This window comes from Thermochromatium tepidum ATCC 43061, from assembly GCF_009664085.1.
Classification (GTDB): Bacteria; Pseudomonadota; Gammaproteobacteria; order Chromatiales; family Chromatiaceae; genus Thermochromatium; species Thermochromatium tepidum.
Genome location: NZ_CP039268.1, coordinates 179,985 through 193,164 on the forward strand (window position 1 = coordinate 179,985; position 13,180 = coordinate 193,164).

Sequence of the window (13,180 nt, forward strand, 5' to 3'; positions counted from 1 at the left end):
CGGTCCTCAGCAGGCGCGTCCATTCTCGACGCGCAGCGCGCATCCAGTCAGTCCACGTCCTTCGGGGCCGAGCAGCTGCACATAGGCGCCGGCCACGGTCTCCGGATCCGGATGGCGGTTGGGGTCCTCACCCGGATAGAGATGGGCACGCAGCGCCGTCCGCAGGACGCCTGGATCGAGACTGTTGACGCGGATATGGCTCGATGCGCGCGTCTCCTCGGCCAGCACCTGCATCAACCCCTCGATGCCGAACTTGGCGGCGGCATAGGCCCCCCAGTAGGCCAGCCCCCGCCGCCCGACCCGATCGGAGGTGAAGACGATGGAGGCATCCGCGGAGAGGCGCAGCAACGGCAGACAGGCCTGGGTCAGCATGAAGGGCGCATTGAGGTTGATACGGATCACCCGTTCCCATTCGGATGCGTCATAGTCATCGATCCGGCTCAGGAAGGGCGCGGAGGCGGCACAATGGGCCAGGCCGTCGAGCCGTCCGAAGGTGTCAAGGATGACATCGGCGGCCGCGAGGAAGTCGCGCTCGGTCGCCGTTTCCAGATTCAGCGGCAGGATGGCAGGTTCCGGATGACCGGCGTCGAGGATGCGGTCGTAGACCGGCTCCAGGTCGGCCTGTTCGAACGACGAGAGGATGACGGTCGCACCTGCAGCGGCACAGGCCAGGGCCACGGCGCGGCCCAGTCCTTCCAAGGCGCCAGTGACGAGGATGACGCGGTCCTGGAGTTGGCCGCCGTTTGAGTTCGAGGATGGATCTGTGGACATGCGTGATTTTTAGCGTTCAGTCATGGGTTCGGTGATCGATGATCAGTCGTTGCGATTGGCTTCGGAATCGAGCCAGTCGAGCAGCTGCAGCGGGTGCTCGATCATCCCGTGCGCACCCCAGGCGCGGGGATCATCGTCCGGTCCTAGATAGCCGAAGAGCGCGGCGAGCGTGCCCATGCCGGCGGCCAGCCCGGCCTGGATATCGCGCTCGGCATCCCCGACGTACCAGCCGCGTTCGGGGGCGATGCCCAGGAGATCGCAGGCATAGAGCAGCGGATCCGGATGCGGCTTGGGGCGCGGCGTGGTGTCGCCGCAGACCAGACAGGCGACGCGGTCCAGAAAACCGATCTGTTCCAGCAGGGGTTCGGCCAGCGCGGTCGACTTATTGGTGACGATGCCCCAGGGTAGGCCGCGTGAATCCAGTTCATTGACCAACTCGACCATGCCCGGAAAGGGTGCGGTCCGGTCGACCAGGGCGCTCTCGTAGATGCGCAGATACTCTAGGCGCAATGGCTCATACTCCGGATCTCCGGGTTTGAGCCCGAAGCCAACCCGGAGGATGCCGGGCGCGCCGTGCGAGGCATGAGGCCGCACCCGCGCGAAGGGCAGGGGCGCGCGCCCGTGACGGCGCAAGAGCCGGTCGAGCGCAGCGGCCATATCGGGCGCAGTATCGGCGAAGGTGCCGTCGAGATCGAAGAGCACGAGCCCGTCGCGCGGCGGACGCCGATCAGCCATGGGCGTCGCAGGCGCAGGTCACGAGATAGTTCACGTCCAGATCGTGCGGGTCGAGCCGGTAGGCCTGGGTGAGTGGGTTGTAGATCAGGCCGGTCATGTCGATGGTGCGAAGCCGGGTCGGGCGGATCCAGGCATCCAGCTCCGACGGGCGGATGAAACGCGAGTAATCATGGGTGCCGCGTGGCAGCATGCCCAGGATGTACTCGGCCCCAACCACGGCCAGCAGATAGGACTTGGGATTGCGGTTGAGCGTGGAAAAGAACACCCGTCCGCCTGGACGCACCAGGCACGCGCAGGACTCGACCACCGAGGCTGGATTGGGCACATGTTCGAGCATCTCCATGCAGGTGACGACATCGAATGACTCAGGCTGCTCCAGCGCCAGGGTCTCGACCGGCACGCGCCGATACTCGACCTCCACACCGCTCTCGAGCGTATGGAGCTCGGCTACGCGCAGGGGCATGTCGCCCATGTCGATGCCCATGACCTGGGCGCCGCGCAGGGCCATGCCTTCGGAGAGGAGCCCGCCACCGCAGCCGACGTCGAGCACGCGCTTGCCGGCTAGTCCTCCGGCCCCCCGTTCGACATAGTCCAGGCGCAAGGGGTTGATATCATGGAGGGTTTTGAATTCGCTTTGTGGATCCCACCAGCGCGAGGCCAAGGCCTCGAACTTGCGGATCTCGGCGTGATCGACGTTGTGGTGCTGTTCGGTCATGGTGTCTCAAGGGTCCGATGCTGTCCGAAGGAGGGCGGCATTTTAAACCGCCTGGGGGCCATTCTTGATGGTGATCCTGTTAGAATCCGCACTTGCGCAGGTCCGAACCTGCGTTGACAAAGAACTCAAGCCGCTCACACTGGAGGATCTATACCCATGCCTGCACTCTTTTCCGACGAATGGATGAAACAGCTCAAGGATGCCTGGAACAACGAACCTGAGGTTCGGGACAAGCTCGCCGAGATCGGCTTCAACTCGGTCATCACCTGTGGGTTTAAGGATGAGGAGAATCCGCGCGGCGTGTTCGTTGTTGAAAAGGGCGTCTGTGTGCGCGCCGGGAGCTGGTCCGAAAGCGACCCGGCCCCCAACTGGGACATGCGCGCTGACCTCAAGGATTGGCTCAAGTGGGTCGAGAATGGCATCGGCATGATGGGTATGGGCACGGCCTTCGCCACCGGCAAGCTCAAGTTCAAGGTGGGTGACTACAAGGCGATCCTCAAGGATCCGCGCATGGCCGGCCCCTTCGTCAAGAGCTTTGGTCTGATGCAGCAGCTCGACACCGACGAGGTCAAGCAATCCAGTACTTAGTACTTAGATAAGATTCGTTTTTAGAGCCCGCCGATCGGCGGGCTTTTTCATAGACCCTCCGCAAGGAAACCCGCGACTTGAGTCGCGGGAGGAATGGCGGGCGCACGAAGTGCGCCATGTGGTGTATAATGCACCGCAAGTGTGGTCTCCGGGCGCACGCCGACTGTAACGCCAGTCGAAACCTGGCCCGGATTGGCAGCGGCGCCCCGCTGCCAAGGGCGGCTGTAAACACGCCCAATGTTGGGGATGTGGTCAACCATGTTTGCTGCGTCTCACAATAAAGCCTTCGACTTCAGTCGAGGGTTGTTTACGTCTTGATCGCGAGGGTGTCGTTGGGCTTACCAAACAGATAGCCCTGATAGAGATCGACGCCGATCGCACGCAAGGCCTCGGCCTCGGCGACCGTCTCGACCCCCTCGGCCAGCGAGGCGATGCCCATGTCGTGCAGCAGGCCCTGAAACAGCTCAAGCATGCGTCGCTTGGCCTCGGGTGCGGTGTCGATGTCGCGCACCAGCGCCATGTCGAACTTGACATAGTCGGGAGGCACCTCGATCAGCTCGATCAGGCGCGCCTGACCTGCTCCAAAGTCGTCATAGGCCAGACCGATGTCCAGCGCCTTGAGATGATCGCGGATGCGGCGGATCACTGGGCCATCGGTGACGGCCCCCTCGTGGATCTCCAGCACCAGTCGGGGTTCAGGAAAGTTCGCGCGCATCTCACTCATGCGCGCAAGCAGCTGATCGGGATGTTCGATCTCGCGCGGATGGATGTTGAAGAAATAGCAGCCCCTTGGATCCAGACGCACGGCGTTCTCTACGGCGCGTCGGCGCATCAGATCGCTGAAGGGTACCTCCAGATCCAGGCTTTCGGCGATCTGGAACAGGGGGTAGGGCGCGACCGGAAGTCCGGGAAAGTCGCCGCGTCCGAGCAATTCATAGGCAAAGACCTGACCCTGGGCATCGACGATTGGCTGAAAGGCCGTTCCGATCGCGCCCGTAAGCAGCATCTGCTGGAACTCTCGTGCCCCTTGAGGCAGTTTCTCAGGCAGGGTGCCGATGCCGATCTGGGTCTGATCGAGATTGGCTCCAGGCTGGAGGTCGAGCGCGATCAGACGAAACTCCTGGTCGGCGAAGTGGATGATGTCGCCGTCACGGACCAGACACTCGCCCTCGATCCGCTGGCGATTCACATAGGTACCATTGGTCGAGCCCAGGTCGCGTAGGATCAGCCCCTCCGCGCCCCTCTCATCGAACTCGGCGTGATTGCGCGAGACGCCTGAGGTATCGAGTCTGAGCGGCAGGCCCTCCTGACGCCCGGTCCTGAACGGAAATGCACTCAGTCGAATACGACGTATGTGTTTGGAGTCGCCGATGTAACCTTCGAGAAACCAGGCTTTGGTGGTCACGCGCACCTCCAGTGCCGAACGTTGATTGATGAACGCCGAATATGTACCGCCGGGGCGAAAAATCCAATGTGGCGCGCACCGAGCCCCCAGCGGGCATGTCTGGGATCGCGCCTCCCGACCCACGGCCAGCGTTCCCAGACCCTGTGTCAACTCCAGGCGAATCATGGCATCATGCTCGCCGAATCTATCCCATGGCTTCAAGGCGCAATCGAGGTCGGTATTAGCCCCATGAGCGATCCAGAGATTCAGGATATCCAGGCGTACATGACCGACATCGGGCAGCGCGCGCGGGCGGCGGCGCGCGTGCTGGCGCGTGCGAGCACGGCAGCCAAGAACGCCGCACTGCTTGCGATCGCTGAGCGGCTCGATCGCGAGCGCGCCGTCATCGTCGAAGCCAACAGGCACGATCTGGAGTCCGGCGCGTCCAAGGGTTTAGATGCGGCCCTGCTCGATCGGCTCGAACTGACGCCGGGGCGCATCGACGCCATGATCGAAGGCGTGCGTCAAGTCGCTGCCCTCCCGGATCCGATCGGTGCCATCTTCGACCTCAACTATCGACCGAGCGGTATCCAGGTCGGGCGGATGCGGGTACCGCTCGGGGTGGTCGGCATCATCTATGAATCACGCCCCAATGTCACCGCCGATGCCGCCGCGCTCTGTCTCAAGTCGGGCAATGCTGCGGTGTTGCGCGGCGGTTCCGAGTCCTTCGCCTCCAATCAGGCGATCGCAGTCTGCATCCAATCCGCCCTGAACAGCACCGGACTGCCCGAGGACGCCGTCCAGGTCGTCGCCACCACGGATCGTGCGGCCGTAGGTGCCATGATCGCCATGCCCGAATCGATCGACGTCATCATCCCGCGCGGCGGCAAGGGGCTGATCGAACGCATCAGCCGCGAGGCGCGGGTGCCGGTCATCAAGCATCTCGATGGCATCTGTCACGTCTATATCGATCGGGACGCCGACCTCGACAAGGCATTCGCGATCGCGCTGAACGCCAAGACACAGCGTTATGGCACCTGCAACACCATGGAGACCCTGCTGGTCGATGCGCCCGTAGCCGCGGCCATCCTGCCTCGACTCGCGGCGGCCTATCGGGAGAAAGGGGTAGAACTGCGCGGTTGCCCACAGACCTGCGCCATCCTCTCCGAGGCGATCCCGGCGACCGAGGCCGATTGGGATACCGAGTATCTGGCACCTATCCTGTCGATCCGGGTGGTCGAGGGTCTGGATGAGGCCATGGATCACATCGCCCGTCACGGCTCGGCCCACACCGACGCCATCGTCACCGAGGACTATTCGCGCGCCCGACGCTTCCTGCGCGAGGTCGATTCGAGTTCGGTCATGGTCAATGCCTCGACCCGCTTCGCCGACGGTTTTGAATACGGTCTGGGCGCCGAGATCGGGATCAGCACCGACAAATTCCACGCCCGTGGTCCGGTCGGGCTCGAGGGATTGACCTCAGTAAAGTTCGTGGTATTGGGGGATGGCGAGATCCGGGTGTGACCCGGGCTCAGGCATTAATAGATTGACAATTGTCAGTTCGATGAACCGGCGCTAGCATCCGATCCCGGTCTGAGTCCAGACGCTGAAGCCGAGGTTTGCTTCGGTCATTGCGGTGACCAGATCGGAAGTTTTCAATCCATCAATTAGGATCGAGGAGTCTCTCCAATGGCGCGTATCGTGATTCTCGGTGCGGGCATCTCGGGTCATACGGCCGCCCGTTATCTGGGTAAATGGGTTGGCAAGCAGCACGAGGTGATCGTCGTCTCGCCTAAGCCCAAGTGGAACTGGATCCCTTCGAACATCTGGGTCGGGGTCGGCGAGATGACCGAACAACAGGTCACCTTCGAGCTGGCCCCGGTCTATAAGAAGGTCAATGTCGCCTTCCATCAGGCGCGCGCGCTCTCCATCCATCCCGAGGGCGGCTCCGGACACGACAAGCCATTCGTGACGGTCGAATACACCCTACCTGGACGCGAGGGCGACAAGGCCGAGATCGAGTATGACTATCTGATCAATGCCACCGGACCCAAGCTCAATTTCGGCGCCACACCGGGGCTCGGGCCGGAAGAGGGGTACACCATGTCGGTCTGTACCCCAGAGCATGCGCTCAAGGCCAATATGCTCTTGCAGGAGTGCATCTCGGCCATGAAGGCCGGCGCCACCCGGACCTTCGTCATCGGGACCGGGCATGGGATGTGCACCTGTCAGGGTGCGGCCTTCGAGTATATCTATAATGTCGATCACGCCTTGAGGAAGGCCGGCGTCCGCAACCAGGCCCGTCTGATCTGGATCAGCAACGAGTACGAGCTCGGCGATTTCGGCATGGGCGGCGTGCACACCATCCGGAACGGTTATATCATCAGCGGCAAGGTCTTTGCCGAGTCGCTGATGGTCGAACGCGGGGTCGAATGGATCACGCGCGCGGCCGTGACCAAGGTCGAGCCGGGCAAGCTTCATTACGAGCTACTCGACGGCAGTCAACACGAGCTGGAGTTCGATTTCTCCATGCTCATCCCGCCTTTCTCGGGTGTCGGACTCAAGGCCTATGACAAGTCCGGGACCGATATCACCGAAAAGCTCTTTGCACCCAACGGCTTCATGAAGGTCGACGCCGACTACACGCCCAAGCCGTTTGAGGACTGGAGCAAGGCCGATTGGCCGAAGACCTATCAGACCCCAAACTACGAGAATATCTTTGCCATCGGTATCGCCTTTGCCCCACCGCATCCGATCAGCAAGGTGATGAAGAGCCCGAGCGGTCTCCAGATCAGCCCGACCCCGCCGCGGACCGGCATGCCCTCGGCCGCGATCGGTAAGGCGGTGGCCGCCAACATCCGCGATCTGCTCCGGGGGGCGACCAGGTTCTCGCACACGGCCTCGATGGCTGAGATCGGCGCGGCCTGCGTGGCCTCGACCGGTATGGACCTCTTTAAGGGTTCAGCGGCGACCATGACCGTCTTCCCTGTGGTACCCGACTACGAGACTTACCCCGAGTACGGGCGGGACATGAGTCTCACCTTCGGTGAGATCGGACTGGCCGGACACTGGATGAAGTACATCCTGCATCACGTCTTTATCTATCAGGCCAAGCTGCGTCCGGGTTGGTCGGTGTTGCCCGACTGAGGTCGACGACGGCTCTATGCCGCCGATGCGTGGAAGGGGCAGAGCACCGAGATTTCCACTGAAGGCGATATCCCTGTACGAATTTGAGACCACGATATGCCGACCAAGAACAAAGAACCCTATCAGCAAGCCTATTACCCACCGGTCCCGACTGGTTTCACGCGCTATATGCGCCGTTCCATTCCGTGGCAATTCATTCGCTTCTGGATCATCAACTTCAAGATCTTCAAGCTGTTGATGAAGTCGCACAACTGATGGCCGATCGGTGGGGTGTCAGGCACCTCGGTTCGGGTCGGGCGACGCCGCTGCCGTCAAGGATCCGGGGGCGCGCGTGATCGGCGTCTTCGGCGGCACCTTCGATCCCATCCATTTCGGACATCTACGCGCGGCCCTGGACTGCCTCCAGGTGCTCGCGCTCGATCAGGTTCGCTTCATTCCACTGCGGATCGCGGTCCATCGGGCGCCGCCGTTGGCGAGCGTCGAGCAGCGGCTAGCGATGCTGGAGACCGCACTGGCCGATGTACCGGGCTTCGTGCTCGATCGCCGTGAGCTGCATCGCGACGCGCCATCCTATACACTGGACACCCTGCGCTCGCTGCGGGACGAGTTTGGCCCCGCGCGCCCACTGTGTCTACTGATCGGCGCCGATGCCTATGCTGGGTTCCTCGACTGGCATCGTCCGCTGGAGATCCTGGATCTGGCGCATCTGGTGGTCATGCGTCGGCCTGGATATGATCCAGTGGCCAGCCCCGTCCTGCGTCGGCTTTATTTGGAACGGGTCTGCAAAGAGCCGCGCTGTCTGGCGGCCCAGCCGAGCGGACGCATCCTGTTCCTGACCCTGACCCAGCTTGACATCTCATCGACACAGATCCGCGAACTCATCGCCCAGGGGCGCAGTGCGCGCTATCTACTCCCCGATGCCGTGCTCGACTACATTGAGCGTCAACGGCTCTATGCGCCATCCCAACCACGGCCTGCGAACGTTTAGGACACCGTAAGACTTCCCGTATTCCCGAATACAGAGGACTCCATGCAGATCGATCAACTCAAACAACTGATTCTCGACACACTCGACGACATGAAGGCCCGCGACATCCAGGTGCTAGACGTGCGTGGCAAGACTGTCGTGACCGATTTCATGATCATCGCCTCCGGTACTTCGGACCGCCATGTCAAGGCCATTGCCGAGACCGTCACCTTCCGCGCCAAGGACGCGGGTGAGATCCCGCTCGGCACCGAGGGCCTGGCCGAGGGTGAATGGGCGCTGGTCGATCTCAATGGGGTCGTGGTCCATGTCATGCTCCCCAAGGTACGCGACTTCTACAACCTCGAGCGTCTCTGGTCGGTCCCGCCGTCCGCCCCCAGGCTGCAGCTGACAGCCGCCTCGTTCTGAGTCCAGTCATCCATGCCGACTGCACCGCTCATCGCCCTGGTGGCGGCGATGGACCTGGAGTGCACCATCGGGCGCGACAATGCGCTGCCCTGGCACCTACCTGCGGATCTGGCACACTTCAAGGCGCTGACGTTGGATAAACCCATCCTGATGGGGCGCAAGACCTGGGAATCTCTGCCAGGTCGGCTGCCGCGTCGGCGGCATCTGATCCTCTCACGCGACCCAGGCTACAGCGCCCCGGGGTGCGAGGTCTTCGGCTCACTGGAGGCGGCCATCGCCGCGGTCGCCGAACCAGAGCTGATGATCATCGGGGGCGCCTCGATCTATGCGCAGTCGCTACCGCTGGCCGATCGACTTCATCTGACGATCGTGCAGACCCGGGTCGCGGGCGATGCCAGGTTCCCAGCCTGGGATCCGGGCGAGTGGCAGGAGGTCGCGCGCCTCCAGCGCCCAGCCGATGAATACAACCGCTTCGACATGACCTTCGTCGATCTGGTCCGCCGCTCGAGGGTCAATCCAGACCTGGCTTCAGATAGCCCGGGCAGGGGATCTGGATCGGTTCCAATGGCTCGGGATCGAGGCGGAGCGCCGTAAGCGCGCCGCCCCAGACGCACCCGCTATCGATCGCCCAGACGTTGTCATGGCTCCAGTAGCCGAGCGTCGACCAGTGGCCGAAGACGAGGCGGTCATGGCGGGTGCGCCGGCCCGGAACCTCAAACCAGGGCCAGAGTCCCGGTGACTGGCTGCCGATCTCGCCCTTTTCCTCGAGCGCCAGGGTGCCGTCGGCGGCGCAAAAACGGATCCGCGTCAGGGCATTGGTGATGAAGCGCAACCGTTCGATCCCAGTGAGATCAGGCGACCAGCGTGCCGGCTCATTGCCGTAGACGGCCTGCATGAACTCGGGATAGTCATCGGAACGCAAGGTGTCTTCGAGTTCGCGCGCCCGCTCCTGGGCTTCGGCCAGGTCCCATTGCGGCGGCACTCCAGCATGGACGAGCGTCAGGCGCAACCTCGGGTCGTGGTGCAGGAGCGGACGATGCCTCAGCCAGTCGAGCAGCTCGTCGCGATCCAGGGCACGCAGGATGGCGCCCAGGGTGCTTTTTTTGGAGTGTTTGGGGTTGCCGACGGCTAAGGCCAGCAGATGCAGGTCGTGATTGCCCAACACCACGATGGCCGAGTCGCCAAGCGCGCGCACCAGGCGCAGCACCGCCAGCGACTTGGGTCCGCGATTGACAAGGTCTCCGGCAAACCACAGCCGATCTTGGGCCGGATCGAAGGCGAGACGTTCGAGCAAGCGCTCCAACTCGGCATGGCATCCCTGGATGTCACCGATGGCATAGGTGGTCATGCCCACTCAGTGCAGCCGGGTCGAGATCAGTGAAAAGACCGGAATGCTTGCCTCGAAGCGCGTACCGTCGTCTCCGATCATTCCATAGTATCCCCGCATGCTGCCGAGCGGCGTGCTGAGCACAGCGCCGCTGGTATAGCGGAACGCCTCGCCCGGACGCAGATGGGGCTGTTCGCCGACCACACCCTGGCCACGCACCTCCTGCACCCGGCCATTGGCATCCGTAATCAACCAATACCGGTCGAGCAGTCGCGCCGATCGGGTGCCGCGGTTCTCGATCGTGATGGTGTAAGCAAAAACGTAACGCTGCTCTTCCGGTGAGGATTGATCGGGTTGATACTGACTCTGGGCCGAGATCGCAATGAGATAGTCGCTCAAGGTGGTCTCCTGGATGAGGGGCTGGATCGACGCATGATATACCGGTTCGGCGCATGCTGGAGTCCATCCGACCGGCAATCTTGTCGCATTTTGAGATGCTTGTAGAATATCGCCGAAAATTTAAACCTTGCGCTTCAGGGGCAGTTGGATGATCTACAGGAAGCGGCTTCATCGCCGGCCTGATCCGCTCATTGTGTTGATGTTCTTCGTCATCGTGGGTCTGTGCGCCACCATCAGCTATCAGCTGATCGTCTGTGTGCCGGACGATCGCGGTGAGGTCGCGGTTCAATCCTCAGAAACCCTCGCCATCGGCGGCTGATCGCCACGCGCGCGTCTGTTCCAGACGGAACGGCCAGGTCTTTTGGATCAGTTCAATGTCACGCGATCACCAGGGCGCTAAATTGAAGGTCGCCGTGATCGGCGTCGGCTATCTGGGCCGCTTCCACGCACTCATCTATTCGCGTCTGCCCGAGGTGGAGCTCGTCGGCGTCGTCGACAGCGACGCCGAGCGCGCGGTCTCGGTCGCCGCCGAGGTCGGTTGCGCGGCCCATGTGAACAGTGACGCACTGCTCGACCGAGTCGATGCCGTCAGTGTTGTGGTCCCCACAACCGCGCACCTGACCGCCGCCGCGCCCTTTCTCGAGCGTGGTATCCCTGTGCTGCTCGAAAAACCCATTGCCGCCACGCGCGCGGAGGGCGTTGAGATCGTGCGTCTGGCCCAGCGGCACGGTGCCATCCTCCAGATCGGCCATGTCGAACGCTTCAACGCTGGCGTCATGGCCCTGGCCAGTCGCATCCATGATCCGCGCTATATCGAGGCCCAACGCATGGGTGGCTTCGTCGAGCGTGCCACCGATGTGGACGTGGTCTCAGATCTGATGATCCACGATCTCGACATCATCTTGTCGCTGGTCGAGTCCGAGATCCGGCATATCTCGGCCGTCGGCGCCTCGATCCTCACCGAGCATGTCGACATCGCCAATGCTCGTCTAGAGTTCGACAATGGCGCGGTTGCCAATGTGGTCGCCAGCCGGGTTTCGGATCAGACGACGCGACGTATCCGGGTCTTCCAGTCTGGACGCTATCTTTCGCTGGATTTCGTCAAGCAGACCCTTGACCTGGCCGAGCCGCGTTCGGTCTCGGGGAGCACACGCCCCGAGATCGTGCGCGCGCGGCTTCAGATCGATCCCATCAAACCGCTGGATCTCGAACTGGCCGAGTTCGTGCGCGTGGTCCGCGAGGGTGGGCGGCCACTGGTCGATGGTCAGACGGGGCTTAGGGCGCTCGAGGTGGCCTTGGAGGTGCGCGATCGCATCGCCGTCTCCGGTCTGCGTGCCTTTTAGTCCTCAGAGACGGTCGGCCAGGATCTCGATCAGTCCGGGATGCTCGCCGACCAGTGGCGCAACCTGGATTTGCAGACGAGGAAAGCGCGCTTCGATGCCGGCCCGGATCCGGGCGATGTCGCCATCTGGTCCGGCGTGTCGGCCCGCGGAGAGGAAGAGCATCGAGAGCAGGATCGGTGTGGACTGATCCGTCTCGGCCAAATGGATCAGCACGTCCTCGAGCAATGGACCGTTGAAATCGTACTCAGACCCGGGACGGCGCTCCATCACCGCCTCCTCCAGCCGCACGTCCGGACCGAGTCGCTCAACGAGCTTGAGCGCCAGCCAGCGACGCACCGCCGTGACCTCGGGGATCGGCGAGCCATGATCCACCAGCACGACGCGCCTTGGTTCGATGGCGGCGCGCGTTGCGGCGATGCTGAGGTTGTCGGCCAGTATCTGGACCAGACGCGGTTCTCCCTCGGGTAGTGGACAGAGTCCGGGTGCAACCTCCAGCCGGAAAGGCCCGAGTTCGGCGGCGACCTCGGCGGCCAGTTCCGGAACGAACTGGGTCAGCGCCCGACTGGGGCCAAAAAAGAGCGGTACGAGACGCAGATTGCGCACGCCCGCGCCGACCAGACGTTTGAGTGTGGGCGCTAGGAGCTCGGCCGGGCGTCCATTGAGCCGTCCGGCTGGCACACGATCGGCATGCAGCAGCGAGACGGGTCGGATCGGCTCACCGACGCGCTCGGCGAGTCGCTCGGCGATCCGGCGCAGGTTCAGCGTCGAATCTGGGCGGCTCGAACCATTGTCAACCAGCAGGATCGTGCGCATGGTCCGACGGATTGGCGGGTGGCCTTGGATCTTGATTGCTGGTTGTCATGATGGTCCTTCGAGGCCTGAGGGCGCACTTCGAGCCCGTTTCGATTAGGCGTTAGCTCGGCAAGCCCTGTAGTGGGATTTGTCAGCGATGAATACCATGTTCGGCCAGCCATTTGACGTCGAGCTCCCAGTCGACGCCCTTTACGCCCGGTTGGGCGAGTATCAGACCCATGGCGCGCTTTTGATGATCGATGAGATCCTGTTGGGCCGCGATCATCTCCGGGTCGTCTTGTGCCTTGCCCGCCAGTTTGGGATGGATGACCTGGAGGAAGCTGTAGGCGGGGAAGTCGGGTGAACGCGGGGTCGAGATCACGGCCACGCCATTCCGGAAGTCACGCACGCGGAATTGATAAGGGTACTCGGCAAGCTTGGCGTCCGAGGTCAGAACCTCGTCGAGTTTCCAGACATCGGGCCTCCAGGTCGACTTGACCCAGAAGAAGAGGGCGGCGATTAGGACGGCACCGAGCAGCAGGCTGTAGTTACGTGTAAAACGGTCCATGGATGGGTATGCTCTTGG

Annotated in this window: 17 protein-coding genes; 9 read left to right on the top strand and 8 right to left on the bottom strand. The window is 62.7% G+C overall.

Annotation, left to right across the window (positions count from 1 at the left end):
- Positions 1 to 6 precede the first annotated feature (6 nt).
- From E6P07_RS00835 to ubiG, 3 genes are read right to left on the bottom strand one after another with little or no spacing between them, the layout of a single operon-like run.
- Positions 7 to 771, bottom strand: coding sequence for an SDR family NAD(P)-dependent oxidoreductase (locus tag E6P07_RS00835; RefSeq protein WP_153973864.1), 765 nt, complete (start codon positions 769 to 771; stop codon positions 7 to 9).
- Between the two features lie 42 nt (positions 772 to 813).
- The gene (locus E6P07_RS00840) at positions 814 to 1,506 is read right to left on the bottom strand and encodes an HAD family hydrolase (protein WP_153973865.1); all 693 of its coding nucleotides are present in this window, start codon (positions 1,504 to 1,506) and stop codon (positions 814 to 816) included.
- Positions 1,499 to 2,221, bottom strand: coding sequence for a bifunctional 2-polyprenyl-6-hydroxyphenol methylase/3-demethylubiquinol 3-O-methyltransferase UbiG (gene ubiG, locus E6P07_RS00845; RefSeq protein WP_153973866.1), 723 nt, complete (start codon positions 2,219 to 2,221; stop codon positions 1,499 to 1,501). The genes E6P07_RS00840 and ubiG overlap by 8 nt, the downstream gene beginning before the upstream one ends.
- A gap of 156 nt (positions 2,222 to 2,377) precedes the next feature.
- On the opposite strand from ubiG, the gene E6P07_RS00850 reads away from it, so the two are divergent.
- Positions 2,378 to 2,809 (top strand): SCP2 sterol-binding domain-containing protein, encoded by a 432-nt coding sequence (locus tag E6P07_RS00850; RefSeq protein ID WP_153973867.1) that lies wholly within the window; start codon positions 2,378 to 2,380, stop codon positions 2,807 to 2,809.
- 307 nt (positions 2,810 to 3,116) lie between these two features.
- Here E6P07_RS00850 and E6P07_RS00855 read toward each other — a convergent pair whose 3' ends face one another.
- Positions 3,117 to 4,214, bottom strand: a complete 1,098-nt coding sequence (locus E6P07_RS00855) for an EAL domain-containing protein (RefSeq protein WP_162008584.1) — start codon at positions 4,212 to 4,214, stop codon at positions 3,117 to 3,119.
- Positions 4,215 to 4,442: 228 nt separating this feature from the next.
- Between E6P07_RS00855 and E6P07_RS00860 the strand changes: the two genes are divergently transcribed.
- From E6P07_RS00860 to E6P07_RS00880, 6 genes are all read left to right on the top strand, one after another.
- On the top strand, positions 4,443 to 5,717 hold the full coding sequence (locus E6P07_RS00860) for a glutamate-5-semialdehyde dehydrogenase (RefSeq protein WP_153976107.1): 1,275 nt from the start codon (positions 4,443 to 4,445) through the stop codon (positions 5,715 to 5,717).
- A gap of 165 nt (positions 5,718 to 5,882) precedes the next feature.
- On the top strand, positions 5,883 to 7,340 hold the full coding sequence (locus tag E6P07_RS00865; protein ID WP_153973869.1) for an NAD(P)/FAD-dependent oxidoreductase: 1,458 nt from the start codon (positions 5,883 to 5,885) through the stop codon (positions 7,338 to 7,340).
- 96 nt (positions 7,341 to 7,436) lie between these two features.
- Positions 7,437 to 7,595: a hypothetical protein gene (locus E6P07_RS13600; RefSeq protein WP_170286775.1), complete on the top strand. Its 159-nt coding sequence runs from the start codon at positions 7,437 to 7,439 to the stop codon at positions 7,593 to 7,595.
- A gap of 76 nt (positions 7,596 to 7,671) precedes the next feature.
- Positions 7,672 to 8,328, top strand: coding sequence for a nicotinate-nucleotide adenylyltransferase (nadD, locus tag E6P07_RS00870; RefSeq protein WP_153973870.1), 657 nt, complete (start codon positions 7,672 to 7,674; stop codon positions 8,326 to 8,328).
- Positions 8,329 to 8,370: 42 nt separating this feature from the next.
- The gene (gene rsfS / locus E6P07_RS00875; RefSeq protein ID WP_153973871.1) at positions 8,371 to 8,733 is read left to right on the top strand and encodes a ribosome silencing factor; all 363 of its coding nucleotides are present in this window, start codon (positions 8,371 to 8,373) and stop codon (positions 8,731 to 8,733) included.
- 12 nt (positions 8,734 to 8,745) lie between these two features.
- The gene (locus tag E6P07_RS00880) at positions 8,746 to 9,327 is read left to right on the top strand and encodes a dihydrofolate reductase (RefSeq protein ID WP_153973872.1); all 582 of its coding nucleotides are present in this window, start codon (positions 8,746 to 8,748) and stop codon (positions 9,325 to 9,327) included.
- On the opposite strand, the gene E6P07_RS00885 is transcribed toward E6P07_RS00880, so the two are convergent.
- Both E6P07_RS00885 and apaG read right to left on the bottom strand, forming a co-directional pair.
- Positions 9,245 to 10,081: a symmetrical bis(5'-nucleosyl)-tetraphosphatase gene (locus E6P07_RS00885; RefSeq protein ID WP_153973873.1), complete on the bottom strand. Its 837-nt coding sequence runs from the start codon at positions 10,079 to 10,081 to the stop codon at positions 9,245 to 9,247. The genes E6P07_RS00880 and E6P07_RS00885 overlap by 83 nt on opposite strands.
- Positions 10,082 to 10,087: 6 nt before the next feature.
- Complete coding sequence (gene apaG, locus E6P07_RS00890; protein ID WP_153973874.1) at positions 10,088 to 10,459, bottom strand: Co2+/Mg2+ efflux protein ApaG; 372 nt, start codon at positions 10,457 to 10,459, stop codon at positions 10,088 to 10,090.
- Positions 10,460 to 10,607: 148 nt separating this feature from the next.
- On the opposite strand from apaG, the gene E6P07_RS00895 reads away from it, so the two are divergent.
- Both E6P07_RS00895 and E6P07_RS00900 read left to right on the top strand, forming a co-directional pair.
- On the top strand, positions 10,608 to 10,778 hold the full coding sequence (locus E6P07_RS00895) for a hypothetical protein (RefSeq protein WP_153973875.1): 171 nt from the start codon (positions 10,608 to 10,610) through the stop codon (positions 10,776 to 10,778).
- A gap of 55 nt (positions 10,779 to 10,833) precedes the next feature.
- Positions 10,834 to 11,802: a Gfo/Idh/MocA family protein gene (locus E6P07_RS00900; RefSeq protein WP_153973876.1), complete on the top strand. Its 969-nt coding sequence runs from the start codon at positions 10,834 to 10,836 to the stop codon at positions 11,800 to 11,802.
- Between the two features lie 3 nt (positions 11,803 to 11,805).
- Here the strand turns inward: E6P07_RS00900 and E6P07_RS00905 are convergent, their stop codons facing one another.
- Both E6P07_RS00905 and E6P07_RS00910 read right to left on the bottom strand, forming a co-directional pair.
- Positions 11,806 to 12,615 carry a sirohydrochlorin chelatase gene (locus E6P07_RS00905; protein WP_153973877.1) on the bottom strand — a complete coding sequence of 270 codons (810 nt, stop codon included), beginning with the start codon at positions 12,613 to 12,615 and terminating at the stop codon, positions 11,806 to 11,808.
- A gap of 130 nt (positions 12,616 to 12,745) precedes the next feature.
- Positions 12,746 to 13,162 carry a hypothetical protein gene (locus tag E6P07_RS00910; RefSeq protein WP_153973878.1) on the bottom strand — a complete coding sequence of 139 codons (417 nt, stop codon included), beginning with the start codon at positions 13,160 to 13,162 and terminating at the stop codon, positions 12,746 to 12,748.
- Between the last annotated feature and the right edge of the window lie 18 nt (positions 13,163 to 13,180).

Excerpts from the sequence above, each read along its gene's own strand:
- E6P07_RS00835 (WP_153973864.1), bottom strand. The coding sequence starts at position 771 with ATGTCCACAGATCCATCCTCGAACTCAAACGGCGGCCAACTCCAGGAC.
- E6P07_RS00840 (WP_153973865.1), bottom strand. The coding sequence starts at position 1,506 with ATGGCTGATCGGCGTCCGCCGCGCGACGGGCTCGTGCTCTTCGATCTC.
- ubiG (WP_153973866.1), bottom strand. The coding sequence starts at position 2,221 with ATGACCGAACAGCACCACAACGTCGATCACGCCGAGATCCGCAAGTTC.
- E6P07_RS00850 (WP_153973867.1), top strand. The coding sequence starts at position 2,378 with ATGCCTGCACTCTTTTCCGACGAATGGATGAAACAGCTCAAGGATGCC.
- E6P07_RS00860 (WP_153976107.1), top strand. The coding sequence starts at position 4,443 with ATGAGCGATCCAGAGATTCAGGATATCCAGGCGTACATGACCGACATC.
- E6P07_RS00865 (WP_153973869.1), top strand. The coding sequence starts at position 5,883 with ATGGCGCGTATCGTGATTCTCGGTGCGGGCATCTCGGGTCATACGGCC.
- E6P07_RS13600 (WP_170286775.1), top strand. The coding sequence starts at position 7,437 with ATGCCGACCAAGAACAAAGAACCCTATCAGCAAGCCTATTACCCACCG.
- rsfS (WP_153973871.1), top strand. The coding sequence starts at position 8,371 with ATGCAGATCGATCAACTCAAACAACTGATTCTCGACACACTCGACGAC.
- E6P07_RS00880 (WP_153973872.1), top strand. The coding sequence starts at position 8,746 with ATGCCGACTGCACCGCTCATCGCCCTGGTGGCGGCGATGGACCTGGAG.
- E6P07_RS00885 (WP_153973873.1), bottom strand. The coding sequence starts at position 10,081 with ATGACCACCTATGCCATCGGTGACATCCAGGGATGCCATGCCGAGTTG.
- E6P07_RS00895 (WP_153973875.1), top strand. The coding sequence starts at position 10,608 with ATGATCTACAGGAAGCGGCTTCATCGCCGGCCTGATCCGCTCATTGTG.
- E6P07_RS00900 (WP_153973876.1), top strand. The coding sequence starts at position 10,834 with ATGTCACGCGATCACCAGGGCGCTAAATTGAAGGTCGCCGTGATCGGC.
- E6P07_RS00905 (WP_153973877.1), bottom strand. The coding sequence starts at position 12,615 with ATGCGCACGATCCTGCTGGTTGACAATGGTTCGAGCCGCCCAGATTCG.
- E6P07_RS00910 (WP_153973878.1), bottom strand. The coding sequence starts at position 13,162 with ATGGACCGTTTTACACGTAACTACAGCCTGCTGCTCGGTGCCGTCCTA.